Source organism: Candidatus Stoquefichus massiliensis AP9 (assembly GCF_000455285.1).
In the GTDB taxonomy this organism is placed as follows: domain Bacteria; phylum Bacillota_I; class Bacilli_A; order Erysipelotrichales; family Coprobacillaceae; genus Stoquefichus; species Stoquefichus massiliensis.
In genome coordinates this window covers 351,304-373,892 of the sequence record NZ_HG005285.1, presented here as the reverse complement: position 1 = coordinate 373,892, position 22,589 = coordinate 351,304, and the positions used below count along the sequence as shown (strand labels likewise).

Annotated in this window: 25 protein-coding genes; 21 read left to right on the top strand and 4 right to left on the bottom strand. The window is 30.3% G+C overall.

The window, feature by feature from the left end; genetic code table 11:
• Nucleotides 1-449 precede the first annotated feature (449 nt).
• From BN350_RS04105 to BN350_RS04095, 3 genes are read left to right on the top strand one after another with little or no spacing between them, the layout of a single operon-like run.
• Nucleotides 450-1,472: a lysylphosphatidylglycerol synthase transmembrane domain-containing protein gene (locus tag BN350_RS04105; protein WP_028042445.1), complete on the top strand. Its 1,023-nt coding sequence runs from the start codon at nucleotides 450-452 to the stop codon at nucleotides 1,470-1,472.
• 5 nt (nucleotides 1,473-1,477) lie between these two features.
• The gene (locus BN350_RS04100) at nucleotides 1,478-3,463 is read left to right on the top strand and encodes a glycosyltransferase (RefSeq protein ID WP_028042444.1); all 1,986 of its coding nucleotides are present in this window, start codon (nucleotides 1,478-1,480) and stop codon (nucleotides 3,461-3,463) included.
• Nucleotides 3,456-4,403, top strand: coding sequence for an HD domain-containing protein (locus BN350_RS04095; RefSeq protein WP_028042443.1), 948 nt, complete (start codon nucleotides 3,456-3,458; stop codon nucleotides 4,401-4,403). The genes BN350_RS04100 and BN350_RS04095 overlap by 8 nt, the downstream gene beginning before the upstream one ends.
• Before the next feature lie 52 nt (nucleotides 4,404-4,455).
• Here the strand turns inward: BN350_RS04095 and BN350_RS04090 are convergent, their stop codons facing one another.
• The 4 genes from BN350_RS04090 to BN350_RS04075 form a co-directional block, all read right to left on the bottom strand.
• Nucleotides 4,456-5,478, bottom strand: coding sequence for a glycosyltransferase family 4 protein (locus BN350_RS04090; protein ID WP_044600120.1), 1,023 nt, complete (start codon nucleotides 5,476-5,478; stop codon nucleotides 4,456-4,458).
• A gap of 88 nt (nucleotides 5,479-5,566) precedes the next feature.
• Nucleotides 5,567-5,971, bottom strand: a complete 405-nt coding sequence (locus BN350_RS04085; RefSeq protein ID WP_028042441.1) for an HIT family protein — start codon at nucleotides 5,969-5,971, stop codon at nucleotides 5,567-5,569.
• Nucleotides 5,972-6,025: 54 nt separating this feature from the next.
• Nucleotides 6,026-6,880, bottom strand: a complete 855-nt coding sequence (locus BN350_RS04080; RefSeq protein WP_028042440.1) for a hypothetical protein — start codon at nucleotides 6,878-6,880, stop codon at nucleotides 6,026-6,028.
• Nucleotides 6,880-7,851 carry a peptidylprolyl isomerase gene (locus tag BN350_RS04075; protein WP_028042439.1) on the bottom strand — a complete coding sequence of 324 codons (972 nt, stop codon included), beginning with the start codon at nucleotides 7,849-7,851 and terminating at the stop codon, nucleotides 6,880-6,882. Before BN350_RS04075 ends, BN350_RS04080 begins: the two co-directional genes overlap by 1 nt.
• A 235-nt stretch (nucleotides 7,852-8,086) precedes the next feature.
• On the opposite strand from BN350_RS04075, the gene BN350_RS21810 reads away from it, so the two are divergent.
• From BN350_RS21810 to BN350_RS21250, 18 genes are all read left to right on the top strand, one after another.
• The gene (locus BN350_RS21810; RefSeq protein WP_081652836.1) at nucleotides 8,087-8,164 is read left to right on the top strand and encodes a YjcZ family sporulation protein; all 78 of its coding nucleotides are present in this window, start codon (nucleotides 8,087-8,089) and stop codon (nucleotides 8,162-8,164) included.
• 869 nt (nucleotides 8,165-9,033) lie between these two features.
• Entirely contained in the window at nucleotides 9,034-9,855 is an 822-nt protein-coding gene (sufC, locus tag BN350_RS04065) for a Fe-S cluster assembly ATPase SufC (RefSeq protein WP_028042438.1), read from the top strand.
• Nucleotides 9,845-10,741, top strand: a complete 897-nt coding sequence (locus BN350_RS04060; RefSeq protein WP_028042437.1) for a SufD family Fe-S cluster assembly protein — start codon at nucleotides 9,845-9,847, stop codon at nucleotides 10,739-10,741. The genes sufC and BN350_RS04060 overlap by 11 nt, the downstream gene beginning before the upstream one ends.
• Nucleotide 10,742: 1 nt before the next feature.
• The gene (locus BN350_RS04055) at nucleotides 10,743-11,972 is read left to right on the top strand and encodes an aminotransferase class V-fold PLP-dependent enzyme (RefSeq protein ID WP_028042436.1); all 1,230 of its coding nucleotides are present in this window, start codon (nucleotides 10,743-10,745) and stop codon (nucleotides 11,970-11,972) included.
• Entirely contained in the window at nucleotides 11,956-12,393 is a 438-nt protein-coding gene (gene sufU, locus BN350_RS04050) for a Fe-S cluster assembly sulfur transfer protein SufU (RefSeq protein WP_028042435.1), read from the top strand. Before BN350_RS04055 ends, sufU begins: the two co-directional genes overlap by 17 nt.
• A gap of 3 nt (nucleotides 12,394-12,396) precedes the next feature.
• On the top strand, nucleotides 12,397-13,803 hold the full coding sequence (sufB, locus tag BN350_RS04045; protein WP_044600103.1) for a Fe-S cluster assembly protein SufB: 1,407 nt from the start codon (nucleotides 12,397-12,399) through the stop codon (nucleotides 13,801-13,803).
• Nucleotides 13,796-14,338, top strand: coding sequence for a 5-formyltetrahydrofolate cyclo-ligase (locus BN350_RS04040; protein ID WP_028042433.1), 543 nt, complete (start codon nucleotides 13,796-13,798; stop codon nucleotides 14,336-14,338). Before sufB ends, BN350_RS04040 begins: the two co-directional genes overlap by 8 nt.
• A 45-nt stretch (nucleotides 14,339-14,383) precedes the next feature.
• Entirely contained in the window at nucleotides 14,384-15,040 is a 657-nt protein-coding gene (locus tag BN350_RS04035) for a sporulation protein YunB (protein WP_028042432.1), read from the top strand.
• A gap of 14 nt (nucleotides 15,041-15,054) precedes the next feature.
• Nucleotides 15,055-15,927, top strand: a complete 873-nt coding sequence (locus BN350_RS04030) for a hypothetical protein (protein ID WP_028042431.1) — start codon at nucleotides 15,055-15,057, stop codon at nucleotides 15,925-15,927.
• Between the two features lie 31 nt (nucleotides 15,928-15,958).
• Nucleotides 15,959-17,404, top strand: a complete 1,446-nt coding sequence (locus BN350_RS04025; protein WP_028042430.1) for a hypothetical protein — start codon at nucleotides 15,959-15,961, stop codon at nucleotides 17,402-17,404.
• A gap of 26 nt (nucleotides 17,405-17,430) precedes the next feature.
• Nucleotides 17,431-17,742, top strand: coding sequence for a GIY-YIG nuclease family protein (locus tag BN350_RS04020; RefSeq protein WP_028042429.1), 312 nt, complete (start codon nucleotides 17,431-17,433; stop codon nucleotides 17,740-17,742).
• Between the two features lie 17 nt (nucleotides 17,743-17,759).
• Complete coding sequence (locus tag BN350_RS04015; protein ID WP_028042428.1) at nucleotides 17,760-18,125, top strand: MerR family transcriptional regulator; 366 nt, start codon at nucleotides 17,760-17,762, stop codon at nucleotides 18,123-18,125.
• A gap of 110 nt (nucleotides 18,126-18,235) precedes the next feature.
• Nucleotides 18,236-19,246 (top strand): aldo/keto reductase, encoded by a 1,011-nt coding sequence (locus BN350_RS04010; protein ID WP_028042427.1) that lies wholly within the window; start codon nucleotides 18,236-18,238, stop codon nucleotides 19,244-19,246.
• Between the two features lie 9 nt (nucleotides 19,247-19,255).
• Nucleotides 19,256-20,404, top strand: coding sequence for an aldo/keto reductase (locus BN350_RS04005; protein WP_028042426.1), 1,149 nt, complete (start codon nucleotides 19,256-19,258; stop codon nucleotides 20,402-20,404).
• A gap of 17 nt (nucleotides 20,405-20,421) precedes the next feature.
• A complete protein-coding gene (locus tag BN350_RS04000) occupies nucleotides 20,422-20,778 on the top strand; it encodes a MerR family transcriptional regulator (protein WP_028042425.1) in 357 nt (118 codons plus the stop codon).
• Nucleotides 20,779-20,792: 14 nt separating this feature from the next.
• Nucleotides 20,793-21,347: an ECF transporter S component gene (locus BN350_RS03995; protein WP_028042424.1), complete on the top strand. Its 555-nt coding sequence runs from the start codon at nucleotides 20,793-20,795 to the stop codon at nucleotides 21,345-21,347.
• Complete coding sequence (locus BN350_RS03990) at nucleotides 21,316-21,738, top strand: DUF1893 domain-containing protein (RefSeq protein ID WP_028042423.1); 423 nt, start codon at nucleotides 21,316-21,318, stop codon at nucleotides 21,736-21,738. The genes BN350_RS03995 and BN350_RS03990 overlap by 32 nt, the downstream gene beginning before the upstream one ends.
• 4 nt (nucleotides 21,739-21,742) lie before the next feature.
• The coding region (locus tag BN350_RS21250) for an MATE family efflux transporter (protein ID WP_044600119.1) at nucleotides 21,743-22,589 on the top strand (847 nt) is incomplete at its 3' end.

Genomic DNA, 22,589 nt, shown 5'->3' with positions numbered 1-22,589 from the left:
TCAAATCTGAGAGTGATGTTTTCATTTTACTCTGTTTTATTTTTTTGTTGATCATTGAGCATACTAATGGAGCCTATTAATAGGAATGATGGGTAATGATACATTGACTATTCATTTACTACTTCATGTTTCATAAGGCTTATAGACAATGATTTTAAAGGAATAGGATAAGCTTCCCATTTGAATTGACGTCTTATGATTATAGACAATGGATTGATGAAATTCTTCTTTTCCATATATATCAATTGTTTAATTCTTTCCCGTTTTTCTTTCTTTATAGATGAAAATGTAGTAAAATTATTGTGATGATTAAAGAATGATAATTTAATATATGTTTTTGATTAAAGGAAAGTCAATGATTTAAATGTGTTATAATAATAGATCATTTAAATGCATTAGAAAGGAGTTTTAAAGTTTATCATTGAAATGAAGACTTTAAAAGATTATCTATGAAAAATAAAAAGTATTTTATAAATATAGCTATTATTCTGATTATTGGCGGAGTATCAATTTATCTTTCTATTGGACAACAATTCGATCAAGTTATCCATGCATTTCAAGAAGCAAAAATATATTGGATTATAGTTATGGCTGTTGTCATGTTTAGTTACTATCTTTTTGATGCTTTATCACTTCTATACTTTGGTAAAGCTTATAAGCATGATTACACTTTTAAACAGTCTTTTGTAAATGCTATTAGTGGTACTTTTTTCAATGGTATTACTCCTTTTGCAAGTGGTGGACAGTTTGCTCAAGTTTATATTTTTAATAAGCAAGGAATTCCACCTACCAATTCGGCGAGTATTCTTTTAATGTGTTTTATTTGTTATCAAAGTGTTTTGGTCATTTATACGGGGATTGTTTTGTTGATGAAATATAATTATTTTGTGAATGAGCAGCCAGGTGTTTTTAGTTTAGCAATTTTAGGTTTTTTCATTAATTTTGCAGTAATTCTAGGATTGTTTGGTGGAGCAAAATCAAAACGTCTTCAAAATTTTTTAACGCATACAGTATTAAAATTTTTAAGTAAGATTCATATTGTTAAGGATTATGAGTTAACATGTATAAAGATAGAACAGTATTTATCAGATTTTAGAGAACAGTTAAAGTTTTTACAAAAAAACAGACAAGTATTGGTACGTTCTTGTTTATGTAACTTTGTGAAGTTAACAATTATTTATAGTATGCCTTTCTTTGCAGCAAAAGCATTGAATTTAAATGTTTCTTGGAGTTCTTTCTTTGATTATTTAGGACTTTGTTCATTTATTTATTTGATTAATGCTTTTCTACCAATACCAGGAGCGAGTGGTGGAAGTGAAGGAGTTTATGTTTTATTGTTTAGTTTTCTAGGGTCAGTGGGGACATCTTCATCATTATTCTTATGGCGTTTTATGTCTTATTATTTAGGATTGATTATTGGAGGATTGGTTTTTTCTTTGAATAAGGAAATTAATAATTCAAGATTGGAGTGATTATAGTGAATATTGCATTATTTAGTGATACGTATTTACCAGATATTAATGGAGTTGCAACTTCTACACATATATTAAAAAAAGAACTAAAGAAACATGGACATCATGTTTTGATAGTCACAACGATGTTACCGCATGATAGTGATTATCAGGATGAGGATTTATATATCTTACGCTTACATGGATTAGATTTAAAGAAACTCTATGGATATCGAGCTTCAAATATTTATTCTTTTAAAGGAATGAAAGAGTTAAAAGAGTTTCAGCCTGATATTATTCATATTCAAACTGAATTTGGTATTGGTATTTTTGGAAAGATTGCAGGTGAAATATTGAATATTCCAGTATGTTATACTTATCATACAATGTGGGCTGATTATTCGCATTATATTGCACCAGGAAATATTAAAGCAGTTGATTATGCAGCTAAGAAGATTATAGAGAAGATTTCTAAGATATATGGAGATAGTTGTTCAGAGTTGATTGTACCTTCTCAAAAGACAGCAGATGCGCTTAGAGAGTATGGTATTTCTAATTCAATTAATGTTATTCCTACGGGGTTGCAGTTAGATAAGTTTTCTGTTAATAATAAGAATCAGGATTATATGAATAAAATTATTACAAAATACCATTTACAAGATAAATTTGTTGTAACTTTTTTAGGACGTGTTGCTCCTGAAAAGAGTGTTGATTTATTAATTGAGGCAATGGCTGATATTGTAAAAAAGAATTCTCATATTTGTATGTTAATTGTTGGTGGTGGTCCACAGATAGAGGAATTAGAAGAAATGGTTCATCAATATCAATTGGATTCATTTGTTTATTTTACAGGTCCAAAAGAGAGTGAACTTGTTCCTTCTTTTTATCATGTATCTGATTTGTTTGTCTCAGCTTCCATTACGGAAACACAGGGATTGACATTTATTGAAGCTATGGCAAGTGGTATACCTGTTTTAGCAAGATATGATAAAAATCTTGAGGGTGTTATCATTAATGGTAGAAATGGATATTTCTTTAGGGATAAAGAAGATTTGGTGGAGAAGATTATACAGTTATCTGACGCTCCTTTAGATGAATTGATTCAGAATGCAACAAGTGATGCACAACAGTATAGTAGTGAACATTTTTATGAAAAGATTATGAAAACATATCATAAAGCATTATCTAAACATCATTATTGTTATGAAGTGGTATCTTTAACACCGGATAAGGGTCATACTTATAATGTGGCTTTTCAGTTTGATAATCATCAAGTTATTATTAATTTATCTTCGCAAGTTATTGATCGTTATGGGCTTAATGTTGGACAGGTTGTTGATCGTGAGGAACTGGATGCCCTAAAGGATCAGGAACAAGTTGCTAGAGCTTATCATTTAGCGTTAAAGTATTTGACATATAAAGATTATAGCTATGCTAAAATGCAGAAGAAATTATCTGATAAGGGTGATTTTGATGATATTCAGATAGAAATGACAATGGAGTTACTTGTACAAAAGAATTTAATAGATGATGTTGAATATACAAAAAATTATTTTCAAAAGGCGAAACGAATGGGTGTGGGTGTTAATAAAATTATTTTTAATTTGAAAAGAGAAGGAATTTCACCTTTTGTTATTGATGAGTATTTAGCTGATTATTCGCAAGATTTAGAATATGATAAGGCAGTGGAAATTGTTAAAAAATTGTATAATGAAAATACATCTAAACCACAATATGCTTTGATTCAAAATATTAAGAATAAATTATTTAATAAAGGTTTTTCGCAGGATGTTGTGGAAAGAGCAATTAATGATTTTGATTTTGTATTTCCTAAAGAACATACAAAGAAACTTTTAACAAAAGAATATCAGCGTGTTTATAATCGTTATAAAAATCGTTATGATCCACATATCTTAAAGAGTAAAGTCATTACTTTTTTGGTGCAAAAAGGATATGAGTATGACGATGTTATTGAAATTATAAGAGAATTATGGGAGGACAATAATGATTAAAATTAAAGATATGAAGTGCGGGAATGACAATGTAGAATTTACAGCGATGATCAATCATGTCACAACAGGAAAGACAAATGGAGCGAATAAAAGTAATTATTTGAGTATTGTTTTTCAAGATGATACAGGCACTATTGATGCGAAGTTATGGAATGCAACTGATGAACATATTCAGTCTTTACGTAGTGGAGCAGTAGTGAGAGGAAAAGGAGATATTATTAAATATAGTGATGATCGTCAGATGAAGATTATCAGCATTGATGATATTTCTTATCAGCAATCACAACAAGTAGAATTTTTAGTGAAGGCACCAATGGACAGTGACACAATGATGAATGAATTATTGAAATATGTAAAGCGTATTTCTAATACAAAACTTTATGTAATAACAAAACATTTGTTTGAAAAGCAATCTGAAGCTATAAAGATATATCCAGCTGCTAGTAAGAATCATCATGAATGTGTGTCTGGCTTAGCGTTTCATACTTTATCTATGCTGAAAATTGCAGATAGTTTATTAAATATATATCCAAGTTTGAATGCTGATTTGATGTATGCAGGTATTTTATTGCATGATATTGGTAAAACAGTTGAATTAAGTGGTCCTGTTGTACCAACTTATACAATAGAAGGCAAAATGCTTGGACATATTTCTATTGCACAAGCGATGGTTTATCAGGCTGCACAGGAATTAAATATTGAAGGTGAAGAAGTTGTTTTGTTGCAGCATATGATTTTATCTCATCATGGTAAAAATGAGTTTGGGTCACCAGTATTACCACAAATTAAAGAAGCTGAAATGATTTATTTGATTGACAATATGGATGCTCGAATGAATATGTTTGATAAGGCATTAGAACAAGTTAATGCTGGAGAATATACAAAACGCATCTTTGCTTTAGAAAATAGAACAATATATAAACCTAAAATGTATGAATAAAAACACAAAGTTTATAAATCTTTGTGTTTTTCTATTGAGCACCATGAAGTGCTTAACCATTAACAATTTTCAAATAAAATTCTCTCCACATTTCTTTAACATGTTCTTTTGTATAATACTGACTAATTTCATATGAGTATTTCTGATATTTTTGATAGAATTGAGGATCACTACATAAATTTTGAATTTGCTTAGCAAAACATTCATTATCATTTTCTGCTAAATACTTACAAAAAAGAATATCCTTATATAACTCTAAATCTCTTAATAGAAGAGGTTTTTGACTATTGACAGCTTCTAATATGGCCATAGGAAATAATTCGTTATATGAAGGCATAAATAACACATCAGCGATATTGTAAATATCATTCATTTCTTCTCTAGGAATAATACCTATAAATTTTACATTATGTGGTGGATTATGATAAATTTCATTAAGTTCATCATAACCATCAGTAATCTTCCCAAATGAAAAACCACCTGCCCATACAAAAGTGATATCTGGTAGCATTTTTGCAACTTCAATAAAATCTTTAACTCCTTTTCTTGTTTGAACTTGACCAACGCCTAATACAACAAAGTCATTATCTGAAATTTGATACTTTTGTCTTGTTAATAATATCTTTTCATGACTTTCTTGATAGAATGCTTCTTTAGAAACATAATTAGGAATATATTGTATCTTTTCTCTAGGAATACCAAATTGAACGAGATCTTCAATAAAGATAGGATTCACAACAATTAAATAATCAGCAGTATTATAAAAATAAGTCACATATTTCTTAAAAATCTTTAAAGCTGATTTTGGTAAACTAATACTCCCATCAAGTGTATCAGGTAAAAAGTGAACATATGCAACATTCTTACCCTTATTTCTTTTCATCTTGATTAAATATTCAGGTAATATCGTATGACAATGAATAATATCAGCAGGATTCGAATCATTAATAACAACTTCGAATTCCTCATTCAATTCATCTTTAATCAAAGAAACCTGTTCAAGATAAGCACTTCCTACTCCTTGTCCATCAACCTTATCAGCATTAGACAACATATTAATTCTTATTCTCGCCATCATTCTTTCCCTCTTTCTTTATTATATTATATGAAGTGATCATTCCAAATAAAAAAGAGTTCATCAGAACTCTTTGTCCAGATGGTTTTTAATCCATTATTCGATGATAAATAGCCTCTAAATCAATTTCTTTGCTACGATCAGTGTAAATTGCATTGAAACCATCTTGTTGGCTAAAACGTGGAATAATGTGAATATGAAAATGATGAACAGATTGGCCAGCAATTTCATTCATATTAGTCATAATATTGAAACCTTGAGCATCTAACTTTGTTTGCAGTTGATGTGCAACTTTTTGTACAACATTCATCATATGAGACAATGTTTTTTCATCAACCTCTAAAATATCATGAAAATGTTTTTTAGGAATAACTAAAGTATGTCCATCTGTTGTTTGACTCAAATCCAAAAAAGCCATACACATCTCATCTTCATAAATGACTTTCCCTGGTATATGATGTTTTCCAATTTCACAAAAAATACAACTATCCATAAATATAACCTCCGTTTTCTTTATTCTACAACAAAAAGAGAATAAGGGAAACCCTTATTCTACATAATTGCTAGAAATCTTTTCAATTGCTTTTTTGATTTTATCATCATTGACTATAAATTTATATTTTTTAAGATAAGATGCATTAATTTCATCTTTAACATCACTATCATTAGAAAGAGTTGTTGTTAATTCATCAATATTCTTATGATCAGTATTATATAAATAAAGAACAGCATAAGTATCATCGCTTAATTTAATAGCTTCTTTATAAACACCATCTTTGTCAACAGCTGATAATTTTTCAAGAACCTTTTTGAGATTATCATCTAAAGAAGAATTTTTTGTAACAATACCACTATCTTCTGATTTATCAGAATTGTCTTTCATTAATTTATCAAAAGCTTCTTTATCAGTTGCTTTTTCAATCAAAGATAAAGCAGTTGACTCTTTATCAACAACAATCTTTTTAAATGAACAAATCTGATAATTTTTAATTAATGTTTCTAAATTTTCAGTAATATATTTCTTTCTTAAAAGTTCTTGTTTAGCATCAGGAACTAAAACTGTTTTAATATAATCATCCTTAGAATCATAACCAAGATTTTTTGCATACTTTTCTAAGTCTCCATTGGCATACTTAGCATAATCTTCTTCCCTTTGTTTAACAAGTTTATCCAAGGCTTCTTGATCATCAACTTCTTTGTCAGCAATAGTTGTTAAAACTTCATTAATAATTTCATTGGCTCCATTCTTATCCAATAGATATTCAAAAATATCTTGTTTTGTGATATTTAATTCACCACCACTGATCATTTCTTTATCACCATCTGTAACTTTCACTGAATATTGAGAAGAACATCCAACTAATAAACCACCACACATTAACAACATTAATAGTTTTTTCATTATGAGTTCTCCTTTCTTTGATCTTCTCTGGCTTTTAAAGAATCATCAACAATTTGTTTAATTGTTTTTTGTAAATCTTCATCACTGTATTTTAATTCATAAGTATTAAAAACAAGATAAACCATATAATCATCATAAACAAGCAATGGAGAATCAACATCAATTGTCTTTAATTCACTTTTAATCTTATCTTTTTGCATACTTGTGCAATTTAAGAAATAATAACCATCACTTCCTTTAATTGCATCACTGACTTTCCCTTCAGCTAAAGATAAAGCTTCTTTTTCTACATCACTACCATAAAGATTACTTAATCCAGAAGTAGAATCAATAACACCAATATTTCCTTTAGCACTCTTAGAATCATCATCAGAATATTCAGATGCAATATCTGAAAAACTCTTATTTGTCTTTAATAAAGATTTGACTTCTTCCAATTTTTCTTTTTCTTCATCAGTTGGGCTTTCAGGATCTGCCATAGAAATTTTAATTAAACTTATGAAGCGAGGAGTTTCTTCTTTATAATAATCTTCAAAAACTTCATCAAAATTTGCTTTGACATATTTCTTTAAAAATTCAGAATATTGTAAAGATTGAATTAAAGAATCTTTGTAAGTATCTAAACTTTCATACCCACTAGAAGCAAGTGCAGATTCTAATTGTGTATCAGCATCATCACCATATTGATTTTTGTAACTTGTTTCAATATTTGTAATAATATCAGATGCATTTTCTTTCATATCATCAGTAACTGGAAAATTTTCGCGAATTAGCTGATCCAAAACATAAGTAAACAAAGATTGTTTCCCAGTTGCACTGGTAGATAAATTTTGATAAATATCATCTGCCAGAATGTTTTTTCCATCAATAGATGCAACCACATCTTTGCCATTATCCTTGACTGTGCTTGAACATCCACTCAAAACTAATAAACTGGCTAATGCTAGCCCTACAAGTCGTTTTTGTTTCATATAAACCTCCTTGACTTAAACAATATCATTATACACGATATCTATTTTTTTTCAACTTTTGTAGGCTATAACACAAAATTTCCTGACATTTTACCATATTATATATTGTGCATAGGAGGAGGGAATCAATTGGAAAAGAGAAGTCATGAAAGAAGTCAGGAAATCACAATTGTATTGTTTATATTATTAATTTTATTATGTTGCTTTATTATTTAAAAATAAGGGAGGGATTTCTATGTTAGCACATCAAGGATCATTTACTTTAATTCTTGTATTATTTATCTTATTAGTCATTATTTGTGGTATTTGCTAGTTTGACTACTCTATAGAAGATTCTATAGAGTTTTTTTTATTGTGGAAGGTTGTTTGAAAGGTAACGATATATTCGATATATTTCAATTGTTTACTTGCCATAATATTTTTATTTAAATCTATTTAATATATCGGAAATACATTGATTATCTTTTTGTATTTCTTTTTTTATATTTTGGCTGTGAAAATGAGAATTATTAATAGAATTTCTTGAATTGTTCTTAAATAAATTTCAGCAATTTATATCTTAGAAAGATTTTGATGTAATATCTATTCATATTATTTTCTAGTGAATGTGTTGTCTTTGGTTTTCTTAAATTTTAAAATTGGAATACTATATTTTTAAGTATGTTTATCATTCTATTGGTAGTGATATTTCTATTTGTTTGTCTCTTTTGTTATAATGCATGAGGATCCTAAAATCAACTATTGAACTGTAGGTAGTATTTCATATTATTGCAGAATGAAGGAAAAGACATGATGAAAAAATTCTCATAAGGGTATATGGAAAAATTAGTAACTCACTTCTTAAAAAGTGATGAAACTGTTATCAACTGATAAGTCGTTAATTAAAAAAATCTATGATGTTGATATGGTCAGGACAGTTGCTAATTGTAACGGAATTATTGTGATTATAGACCGGTGAAATGCTGAAGTCATTCTGATAATGGTTTAAGATAAAGAAAATCATCGCAAAGAGTCTTTAACATCGTTCTAAAAGTAAGAAATGAAATGGAGTTTATTCTTATCTTAGAAGCAATGGGATTTATTTTAAGAAATTCTTTTCTTGGGTATAATAAATTTATTATCGTATTGCTTGATTGCATAAGCAATTTTACGTAAAATATATGTTCGAAAGGGGCGTATTTTATGTCAACTTTAAAGATTGAAAATTTACATGTTAAAGTCGGAGAAAAAGAAATTTTAAGAGGTATTGATTTAGAAATTAAAACAGGAGAAATACATGCGATTATGGGACCTAATGGTAATGGAAAATCAACATTACTATCAGCCATTATGGGTCATCCTAAATATATAGTGACAGATGGAAGTATAACTCTTGATGGACAGGATGTTTTGAGCATGGGTGTTGATGAACGTGCAAGAGCTGGTTTATTCTTAGGTATGCAATATCCACAGGAAATTCCTGGAGTCACAAATTCAGATTTCTTGAAAGCAGCAATGAATGCAAGAAGAGAAGAACCCATTTCATTATTTAAGTTTATTCGTACATTAGATAAAAATATTGAAGAATTAGATATGGATGAGAATCTCGCACATCGTTATTTGAATGAAGGATTTTCTGGTGGAGAGAAAAAACGCAATGAAATTCTTCAAATGAAGTTATTACAACCAAAATTTGCTTTATTAGATGAAATTGATTCTGGATTAGATGTAGATGCATTAAGAGTTGTGAGTGAAGCTATTAATTCTATGCGCAGTGATGATTTCGGCTGTGTGATGGTATCACACTATGAAAGATTATTTGAACTTGTTGTGCCAACACATGTTCATGTATTGGTACAGGGACAAATCGTCATGAGTGGTGGATATGAAGTGATTGAAAAGATTGATCATGAAGGATATGAATGGGTAAGAGAATTAGGTATTGAAATACATCAAGAGGAAGAGAAACAACCAATTCTTTTGGAATCTTGTGGAAAAAAGGAACAATTGAAACATGATAAATGATATATTGAGTAGTAAATTTTATCTTGTTTTAAAAAATGGAGAATGTATAGATTCTCATTTGCCTGATCGTGTCTTTTATCAAGATGGACTTTTAAAGTTTGAAAACCAAGAATTATTAGAAGTTCAGGTTGTTTATATTTTAGAAACTCAACAAGAGTTTCAAATTGATATTCGCATTGCAAAGCATTGCCAAATTCAAATGATTGAAACAAAGATTTTGGCTAAGGATGCAGTTTTACATAAAAATATGTATTTAGATGAGAATGCTCAAGTTCATATATTTAGTGAAAATCAGTCTGATAACAGTCGCAGTATAGAAAATGTTTATTTAGCAGGATATGCTTTATGTCAATATGGTTTTGCAGAATTATCTGATCATCATTTTGAAGGAGTTTATCATTATTATTTAGATGGTGAAGGTGCAGATGTCAAAGTTCGTATGGCAATCTTATCAAAACAAGATGAGGATAAACATTACGAAGTTCTTATTCAGCATAATCGTCCTCATACATACGGTCAAATGGATAATTATGGTGTTGTTAAAGATCAGGGAAGACTGATTATTGATGGCATTGGAACGATTACAAAAGGTCAGCATGGGTCTGCAAGTCATCAGACAAATAAGATAATGGTTTTTGATTCTTCTTGTGTGGCAGGAGCAAATCCTTACTTATATATTGATGATTTTGATGTTAAGGCATCACACGCTGCTGGAGTAGGGAAGATGGATGAAGAACATCTTTATTATTTACAGAGCCGAGGACTTTCTAAGAAGCAGGCAATGCATTTAATTACTTATGGTTATTTAAAGCCAGTTGTGGAAGTGATTGATAATGAGATGTTAAAGGATCGTTTTGAAAAAGCTTTATCAAAGGTAGGTGCTTAGCATGTTTGATGTTGAAAAGGTTCGCCAAGATTTTCCAATGTTAAATGGAAAAATGATGCATGGACATCCTTTAATTTATCTTGATAATGGTGCAACAACGTTAAAACCGCAAGTTGTCATTGATAGTATTTGCGATTATTTAAGTCATTATTCTGGAAATGCTCATCGTGGTGATTATGATTTATCACATGAAGTAGATGAACAATTTGAAGATGCAAGAAAAACAATTGCAGCTTTCATTCATGCTCAGCGTCCAGAAGAAATTGTTTTTACATCTGGGTCAACAGATTCATTAAATATGATTGCTTATGGTTATGGTCATACCCATTTGTCAGCTGGTGATGAAATTTTATTGACAGTTGCTGAACATGCTTCTAATACATTGCCTTGGTTTGATGTGGCAGAAGAGGTTGGGGCAATCATACGATATATTGAGTTAGATGAAGAAGGTCGTCTAACATTAGAAAATGTCCAAAAAGCAATAACTGATCATACAAAGATTATTGCGATTGCAGAAGTGACAAATGTTTTAGGCTTTCATGCACCAATGAAAGAAATTTGCGCTTATGCCCATGAACGAGGAATTAAAGTTATTGTTGATGGCGCACAAAGTGTCCCTCATCAGGTGACGAATGTACAAGAAAGTGATGTTGATTTTTTAGCATTTTCAGGACATAAAATGTGTGGACCGACAGGCATTGGTGTCTTGTATGGAAAATATGATTTGTTATGTGAAATGAAACCAACGCGTTTAGGTGGAGGAAGTAATTCTCGTTATAACAGTTGTGGTGTTGTAACTCTAAAAAATCCACCTTATAAGTTTGAAGCAGGGACACCTAATATAGAAGGTGCTATTGGCTTAGGTGCAGCTGTTCGTTATCTTTCTCAATTAGGAATGGAAAATATTCATGCTTATGAAAGAGAATTACGTGATTATTGTTTAACCAAAATGAAAACATTGGATAATGTTGAAATTTATAATGAGCAATCTCATGGAGCAATTGCTTTTAATTTGAAAGGTGTTTTCTCACAAGATGGAGCAAGCCTTTTTAATACTTATGGCATTGCTATTAGAGCAGGCCAGCATTGTGCAAAGATATTAGATGAATTTTTAAATGTATCCACAACATTACGTGCTTCTTTTTATTTCTATAATACAAAAGAAGAAATTGATCAGTTTATTGAAGTATGTAAGAAAGGAGATGACTTTTTAGATGCGTTCTTTGGATAGTCCTCAAATACTACGAGAAATTATTATGGATCATTATGAACATCCTCGTAATCGTGGATTAGTTGATGATGATACATACAAAAAAGTCAATATGAATTCAGATACTTGTATTGATGATTTAGATATACAAGTCAAGTTTGATGGAGATGTTATTTCTGATGTGAGATATGATGGGGAAGCTTGTGCGATTTGTACATCTTCAACATCTATTATGAGTCAGTTAGTAAAAGGTAAAAGTAAAGCAGAAGCCAAGAAAATCATTGAAAATTATATGAATATGATTTATGAAAAAGATTATGATGAAGAATTGCTGGAAGAAGCAATTGCTTTTAAGAATACTCATAAGCAAGCTAATCGTATTAAGTGTGCAACACTTGGTTGGAATGGGCTTGTTAAGTTGATTGAAGAAAGTGAGGAATAGTTAGTGGCTATTGATAATCTTGATATTCCTACAAATAATTCAGAGTATGATTTTATTGATGAAGATGTTTCTGTTTTTAAGACTCCAAAAGGTTTAAATGAAGAAATTGTCAAAGAAATTTCAGCTATTAAAAAAGAACCTGAATGGATGTTAGAATATCGTTTAAAAGCATTAAAATGCTTTTTAGAAAAACCAATGCCAACTTGGGGTGTTGATTTAAGTCGTATGAATTTTGATGAATATACATATTATAATCGACCAAGTGATAACTTAACTGATAAGTGGGATGAAGTTCCTGAAACAATTAAGAATACATTTAATAAATTGGGAATTCCTGAAGCTGAACAGCATTTCTTAGCTGGTGCTTCTGCGCAATATGAATCAGAAGTTGTCTATCATAATATGTTAGAAGAAGTAAAGGAAAAAGGCGTTATTTTCTTAGATATTGATAGTGGTTTAAGAGAATATCCAGAAATCTTTAAGAAATATTTCGATACTGTTATTCCATATCATGACAATAAGTTTTCTGCTTTAAATGGAGCTGTCTGGTCTGGAGGGTCATTTATTTATGTTCCACCAGGTGTTAAATTAGAAAAACCATTACAGTCATATTTTAGAATTAATAGTGAAAGAATGGCACAGTTTGAAAGAACTTTAATAATTGTTGACAAAGGTTCTGATATTCATTATGTTGAAGGATGTACAGCTCCATCTTATTCTAAAGATTCATTACATGCTGGAGTTGTTGAGATTGTTGTCTTAGAAGGCGCAAAATGCCGTTATACAACTATTCAAAATTGGTCTAAAAATATTTATAACCTTGTGACACAACGTGCAAAAGTTTATAAGAATGGTTCGATGGAATGGGTCGATGGAAATATTGGTTCCCTTGTGACAATGAAATATCCAACTTGTGTATTGGCTCAAGAAGGAGCTAAGGGAACATGCATCACGATTGCTGTGGCAGATGATGTTCAAATTATTGACTCAGGTTCAAAAATGATTCACTTGGCCTCACATACGTCTAGTCAGATTATTTCAAAATCTATTTCTAGAAATGGTGGGAAAGTCAATTATCGTGGTTTGGTTCGTCATTCAAAGAAAGCCATGAATGCTAAGAGTAAAGTAGAATGTGATACCCTTATTTTAGATGAAAAATCAACGAGTGACACTGTACCTACGAACATGATGATGAATAATGATTCTATCATAGAACATGAGGCTACTGTTTCTAAAGTATCTGAGGATCAGTTATTCTATCTTATGAGTCGTGGTCTGACAAAACAACAAGCAACAGAAATGATTGTCATGGGATTTATTGAACCATTTTCTAGGGAATTACCAATGGAATATGCAGTTGAATTAAATCAATTAATTAAACTTGATATGGGTGAAGACAGCATTGGATAAACATGTTATTAGGCATATCATGAAGGAAAAACGTCTCATCATTAGTAGAGAGACGTTTTCTTATGGTAACCAGCAAATATTTCAAAAAGTCATCAATCATCCCATCGTACAATCTTCAACAACCATTGGTTGTTATGTCTCATTGCCTCAAGAAGTTCAAACAACTCAAATTATATCAGAACTTCTGAAAAGTCATCGTGTATGCGTTCCAAAAGTAAAAGGTTCTCATATGTGTTTTTATGAAATACACTCTCTTGATGATTTAAAAGAAGGCTGTTTTCATGTTTTAGAGCCTATAACATCAACTCTTATTGATGCTTGTGATATTGATTTGATGATTGTACCTATGTTGGCCTATGATCAAAAAAAGTTTCGTGTAGGCTATGGAAAAGGTTATTATGATAAATATTTTGCGAATGGGTATAAAGGTTATAAACTTGGGTTGGCATTCTCTTTTCAATATGTTGAAAAGATAGATACTGCTGATAATGATATTGCATTAGATGAAATAGTTACAGAAGAGAAATGCCAATAGGCATTTTTTCTTTTGTCGAGACATATAATGTTTTGGTGAAATAGGATGAAAAAATGGTTGATTATGATATTGGTGATAGTGTTGCTGGTGAGTGGTTGTTCAACAGGAGTCTATTTAAAAATGATTCCCAATTTAAAAGAATATGGAAAAATGGAGATAGAAAGATTTAATCAGCTCATTATTTCTCATTGTTATTTTACAAGTGACTCACAATATCAAAACTTAGTTGTGATTGAACGAGGAGAAGACAATGAAATAGAACTACTGGATTTTGATATGGTTAAAGTGAATGAATTGGCAACAGCTATTGTTATGGATATCGAACAGACATATGCTTCTTTAGAAACAGGAACATATATAGCAAGTGATGAAAGCTATTATCAAAAAAGATTACAGGAAGTGAGTCGTAGTGGTATTGTTTCCCAAATTCCTATTGCCACTTTGTTAAACCTCCCAGCTTTGTCATTTCTCTCGCCATCAATCCCTGTACGTTATAAACATCTCTCAAGTGTAGGAAGTTCTATTGTCAAAAGTATTGAAAACTATGGTGTTAATCATGTTATGGTTGAATTGTCTATAGAAGTGAAAATGAATCTGACAATGGTTTATCCATTTTTTATTCAATATCATACCCATGCAATTAAAATTCCTGTTTTGTTAGAAATATTTCAAGGACAAGTTCCACTTGTTTATTCTCATTAGAAAGAAGAATGGTTATGTCTCATATTTTAAAAATGTATTATGGTATTGATGTCTCAATTGAAGAGGCTGGTTACTTTCGTTATCAAGGTGAATTATATTATTTTTGTTTTATTGAGGATATAACGCACTTTATGAATGTTTATCGTTATTATCGTTATATGATGCATCAATGTGGCAGTCAAGGCTATACTCTTGTTAAAAATCATAATCAGGATATTATCTCACAAAATTATATTTTATTAATTTATCATTCTGGTTATTTCTCTTTTGAAAGTTATTTGCAAAACTTCCTACAGCCCTTTCCTCTTCCTAAATTAAAAATTATGGATATCAAAGAACAATGGATTCAAAAAATTGATTGTGTAAGAGAAAAGGTTAAAGAGTATGCTTATAGTTTTAAACATGATCAGGATGTCATCTCTTTGATTTATTATTATTGTGGTATTGCAGAAAACAGTATTAACATCATTAATGAAATCCTAAGAATAGATCAGCATGCATCACTTTGTCTTTCATTATCTCTGTCACAGCCTATTAAAAACTATGTGTATGAAATATTAAATCCTTGTTATTATATAATTTCCTCCAGACCACGTCAAATTGTCTGTTTATTAAGAAGTCAATTATTAACATATGAAAATATACAAGAACTCTTAGAAAGTCAATATTATGATGTTTATGAAATTATTTATTTATATGCAAGAATTTTTTATCCTTCACATTTCTTCGATGCTCTTTTAAATGGTCAAATCAATTCAGCATTATTACAAGAATTTTACCAACATTTAAGCCAAGAGCGAGAAATGTATCAACAAATGCAAAGAATTTTATCATTTTATGTGACACTTCCTAAAATAAGTTGGATAAATGATGAAAATATGATATAATAGTAAGCAATTAGTTGAAAGGGAAGTAAGTATGGATTTTGTAAGTAATATTAAAAATAATGAAAGAATTAGGGAATCATTGATTGAACTTAAAGCTCATGATGAATTAAAATTGGATAATGATCAAGAATTAAAAATGAAACTGATTGACTTATTAAATCATGAGGATCCAAAAGTTAGAAAGAATAGTGCTATATTATTAGGATATTATGAAGATACAGTTGATGTTTTATTGAAGGCTTATCAGCAGGAAAAAACTGAATATGTGAAGAATGCTTATTTAAAGGGGATAAGTATGCAGGATTGTCATCATTATTTAAATGATTTAAAGATAATTCAAAGCCAGCTTATGCATTTTGAGGATATCGAAACAAAACATGTACAAGCACAATTAAAAATACTTAACCCTTTGATTTTAAAAAATCAAGCTCATAAGAGAAAAATTATTAAATTAAAACATGAGCCAGTTGATGTTATTCTTACATCTCTTCCTTATTACCAGTTTGTTTTGTTTGAATCAGTGCTTCATTTAAAATACAAGCCAGTGACTCAGGGAGTTCTTGTTCGTACTGATTCGATTTATGATTTGCTAAATATTAGACCATATAAAGAAATGCTCATTCCATTACGCAGAGCAACAAAAATGAATTTAACTTTTGAAAGTATTATGGATGGTCTTAAAAATTGTAATATTTGTGAGCTATTAGATATTCTCTATGATGATCAGTCTGTTTTTTATTTTAGAGTTGTTGATTCTTTAAGATATAAAGACCCAACTTTAATCAAAAAAGTTTCAGAAAAATTATTTGAACTTTATCCTCAAAAACTTTTAAATACGACTGAGAATTATGATATAGAAGTTGTCTTAAAAGAAGTTCGTAAAGATCAAGTTAATGCTTATTTGAAATTAACACATTTAAGAAATCCTCGCTTTAACTATCGTCGTGATGTTATTGCGACATCTATGCAGCCATATGTTGCAGCAACACTTATAGAATTAGCAAAACCTTATATGAAAGATGATGGTAAAGTCTTAGATCCTTTTGTAGGAACAGGAACATTATTAATTGAAAAGAACTTTGTGAAACCATCTAAGTTTGCAATGGGAATTGATATTTATGGTAATGGTATTGAGTCTGCGCGTAAGAATACAAAACTTGCAGGACAAACGATTTATTATGTTCATAAAGATTCATTACGTTTTGTGAATAATGAAATGTTTGATGAAATTTTAACAGATATGCCAACTTTAGCTCAAATAAATGATGTTCATCAACTTCATGATATTTATGATCGTTTCTTTGATCGAATAAAACGTCTTGTTAAACCAGGAGGATATGTCTTTTTGTATACAAGTGAGATTTCATTAGTAAGAAAGAATTTAAGATTACAAGAGGGCTATCTCAACTTGATAGAACATTATGAAATACCAAGAGGTAAAAATATGTTTTACTTCTTCATTATGAAAGTGAAATAACCTACGGATGTAGGTTTTTTTGAAACATGTATTATGTATATATGATAAGATGTACAGATATGAGTATCTATACTGGTATTACAACAGATCCCAAAAGACGATTTCAGGAGCATTTGACAGATCATAAAAAAGCAGCGAAGTATACACGCAGACATCCAGTGTTAGAATTTGTTGCTAAGTGGTCATGTGAAAATCGTCAACAGGCATCACAGTTAGAATATAGGCTAAAAAAACTGACAAAGAAACAAAAAGAACATATTATTCAAGATAACCAATATTTTAGATATTATTTAGATCAACATATTCAAATAGAACTTTATACTCGTATTAACTTATAATGAAGGAGATGAATGCAATGACTATTAAAGAAGTAAGTGAAAAGTTTCATATTTCAGCAGATACTCTACGTTATTATGAAAAAATAGGATTAATTGAACCTGTCCGTAGAAATGCAAATGGAATTAGAAATTATCAGGAATCAGATATCAATAGAATTGAATTTCTGCGCTGTATGCGATTATCAGGATTAAGTATCCAAATGTTATCACAATATTTGGAATTAGCAGCTGAAGGGGATCAGACAATTCATCAGCGTAAAGATATTTTGCTTCAGCAAAGAGAAGAAATTCTAGCAAAAATGCGTGAATTACAGGAAACACTAGATCATTTAAATCATAAGATTGATATATATGATGAAAAACTTAGTCAAAAGATTATCTAACTCTCTTATTAGAGAGTTTTTATTATAAAACTTTATAACGAAATGATTTAAATTCTTGACTTAGAGTTCACTCTAAGTGATACTATAAATATAAAGAGGAGATGGTTATAATGAATAAAGTAAGACTAGGAAGAACAGAAATTGTTGTAAATAAGAATGGATTTGGGGCTTTGCCAGTTCAACGTGTATCAATGGAAGAGGCAAAAGTCATTTTAAGGAAGGCTTATGAAAACGGTATTCATTTTTTTGATTCGGCAAGAGCTTATAGTAATAGTGAGGAAAAGATTGGGCAAGCACTTCATGATGTAAGGCATGAAATTTATATTTCGACCAAAACAATGGCAACAAATGTTGAAGATTTTTGGAAAGATCTATCAATGAGTCTAGAAATGTTACAGACTGATTATATTGATATTTATCAGTTTCATAATCCATCATTTTGTCCAAAACCAAATGATGGAACAGGATTATATGAAGCTATGTTAGAGGCAAAGAGACAAGGGAAGATTCGATATATTGGTTTAACAAATCATGGTATAGATGTTGCATTAGAAGCATTAGAATCTGATCTTTATGATACTTTACAGTTTCCCTTTAGTTATTTAGCAAGTGAAAAAGAAGAAAGACTTGTTCATTTATGCAAAGAAAAGGATATTGGTTTTATTTGTATGAAGGCACTTTCTGGAGGGTTGATATCACGTAGTGATGCTGCTTATGCATACATGCAGCAATATGACAATGCATTACCAATATGGGGTATTCAAAAGGAAAGTGAACTAGATGAGTTTATTTCATATCAGGATCATCCACCTGTTTTGAATGAGGAAATCAAAGCGCTGATTGCTCATGATCAAAAAGAATTAGCTGGGAACTTTTGTCGTGGTTGTGGATATTGTATGCCTTGTCCTCAAGGGATTGTCATTAATCAATGTGCACGCATGTCTTTGATGTTAAGAAGAGCTCCAGCAGCTGGTTGGTTATCAGAAAAATGGCAGGCCGAAATGAAGAAAATAGAAGAATGTATACATTGCGGCAAATGTATGAGTCATTGTCCATATGGATTGAATACACCAGAACTATTACAAAAAAATTATGAAGATTATCAAACATTTTTAAAATAGGAGACGTATATGAAATATAGAAAATTAGGAAGAACAAATATAAATGTAAGTGAAGTTTCTATTGGATGTGAAGGATTGATAGATAAAAGTGATGAACAAGTTCAGCATTTTGTTGATAAGGCTAGAAATATGGGTGTTAATTTCATAGATTTTTATTCATCTAACCCACAAGCAAGAAGTGCTTTTGGTAAAGCTATTAAAGATCATCGTGATGATTGGGTTATTGAAGGTCATTTATGTTCAGTATGGAAAAATGATCAATATTTAAGAACGCGTAAAATAGATGAGGTGAAAGCTGGTTTTGAAGATTTATTAGAGCGTTTGAAAACAGATTATGTCGATGTTGGAATGATCCATTATGTAGATAGTCAAGAAGATTTTGATGAGGTTTTTACAGGAGAAGTGATTGCTTATGCCTTGGAATTGAAAAAACAAGGGAAAATCAAACATATTGGATTAAGTTCTCATAATCCAATGATTGCGAGAAAAGCAATTGAAACAGGGTTGATTGATGTTTTATTATTTTCTATCAATCCTTGTTATGATATGTTACCTGCCAGTGAAAATGTGGATGATTTATGGGCTGATGAAAACTATGAAAAACCATTGACAAATATTGATTCAGACCGTCAGGCACTTTATGAATTGTGCGAAAGAGAAAATGTTGCTATTACAGTGATGAAAGCCTTTGGTGGTGGAGATTTATTAGATGCACAATTATCACCTTTTGGTGTTTCTATGACACCTTTACAATGTATTCATTACTGTTTGACACGTCCAGGTGTTGTGTCAGTCATGGCTGGAGCACATACGATTGAAGAATTACAGTTGTCTACTTTTTATAGTGATGCAACGAATGAAGAAAAAGATTATGCTCCCATTTTAGCACATGTGCCAAAACATAGTTTTATTGGAAATTGTGTTTATTGTGGTCATTGTGCCCCTTGTGTAAAAGGAATAGATGTTGCTAGTGTTAATAAATTTACTGATTTGTGTATTGCTCAAGGTATGATTCCAGAAACAGTAAGGGAACATTATAAGTTATTAGCTCATCATGCAAGTGAGTGTATTGCATGTGGGTCTTGTGTACATAATTGTCCATTTCAAGTTGATATCATTTCAAAGATGAAAAAAGCTGTTGAAATATTTGGTTATTAAGATAAAGAGGTGGAAATATGAAAATCAATGAAGTGGCTCATATGTATAATATGACTCAAGATACATTGCGCTATTATGAAAAGATTGGTTTGTTAGATCCTGTATTAAAAGATAAATGTGGTAATCGTGATTATCGCTCTCAAGATTTGAAACGATTAGAATTTATTCGCTGTATGCGTGATGCGGGATTGAGTATCCAGGTGCTGCAAAAATATATTCAATTGTATAATCAGGGTGATAAAACAGTTGAAGAAAGAAAAAAATTGCTGATTCAGCAAAAAGAAGAATTAATGAAGAAAAAAGAATGTATACAAGTTTCAATTGATAAATTAAATCATAAAATAGAGAATTATGAAAAATTATTGAAAGAATAAAATGGAGGAATTATATGAAAACAAAAAAATTAACATTTGGAGCTATGTGTTTAGCTTTAGCGTTGCTTTTACCGCAAGTGTTTCATCTTATAGGTATGCAACAGGCAGGTTCTGTATTTTTACCAATGCATATTCCTGTTTTTATTGGGGGAATGTTATTAGGACCAATTTATGGTTTGTTCTTAGGTATCTTTGCACCACTGACAAGTTTTGTTGTGACTGGAATGCCTAATGCGCAAAGAGTTTTCTTTATGGTCTGTGAATTAGCAACTTATGGGATAGTGAGTGGATTATTATTTCATCAGTTTCATTTCTCTAAAAAGAAATTAGGGTCATTTATAGCGCTATGTTTATCAATGGTAGCTGGAAGATTAATTTATGGATTTTCTATAAGTTTGGCTACTTATTTATTTCATATTCCATTAGGAGGTATTCCTGCAGTTGTTGCTGCCACTATGACAGGAATACCAGGAATTGTTATTCAACTGTTATTTGTTCCTGCTATTGTGACAGTCATTGATAGAGGAGGATATTTTCGTGAATCTGAATATGTTACAAAACAAGCTTAAAGATGAAAATTATACATTAATTGCAGATATAAATGGAGTATTTTATACTTCTCATCAAAGAGGTATTGCACCTATTTTAAATCCTATGAAAGAACAGATTGATTTTTTTAAGGATGCTATTGTTGTTGATAAAGTGATTGGTAAAGCAACGGCAATGTTATTGATCTTATCAGGCGTTCAATATATTTATGCATATGTTTTAAGTCAAAAAGCTAAAGATATATTGGATTGGTATCATATTGATTATGGGTATGATAAAATTGTAGAGTATATACAAAATAGAGATAAAAGTGGTATGTGTCCAATGGAGAAGACAGTCTATGATATCAATGATCTTCAAATGGCTTTTGAAGCTTTAAAAAATAAACAAAAAGAATTACAGGGAGTATAGAATGATGTTTCATTTTAAAGTTAATTTATTAAAAGACAATATCTTAAAAGCTTTATTGCTTTTTGCATTACCTATATTAATATCTAATATATTCCAGCAATTATATAATACAATGGATACAATGATTGTAGGGAATGTATTAGGAGATACATCATTAGCTGCTATTGGGGCTTGCGCAGCCGTTTATGAACTGTTAATAGGATTTGCCTTAGGAGTTGGAAATGGTCTTTCTATTGTGACTGCGAGAAGTTATGGAGCACATGATGAAGATTTGTTAAAAAAATCAGTTGCTGGTTCTATTGTGATAGGTATTGTCATTACGATTGTCATTATGCTGATTTCATTTCTTTTTCTTTATCCATTATTAGAACTGCTTAAAACACCTACAGAAATTATTAAAGAATCATATTCATATATTATTATGATTACTATGTTTGTTGGTGTGATGTTTGCTTATAATTTATGTGCAGGATTGTTAAGAGCTATTGGGAATAGTATCATGCCACTTGTTTTTTTAATTATATCCTCAGTGATTAATGTCGGATTAGATTTATTATTGATTATTTATTTTCATATGGGAATTCAAGGTGCTGCTATAGCAACTGTAATAGCCCAAGGAATTTCAGCAATTTTATGCATTTACTATATATTTAAAAAGTGTCCAATCCTTATTCCTTCACGTCAGCATTTTCAAATTGAAACTTCACTTTATAAAGAATTAGCTGGACAAGGTTTTTCAATGGGATTTATGATGTGTATTGTCTCAGTCGGAACTGTTATATTACAGAGTTCTATAAACGAGTTAGGTTATCTTGTGATTGCAGGGCACACGACTGCTCGTAAATTGAATT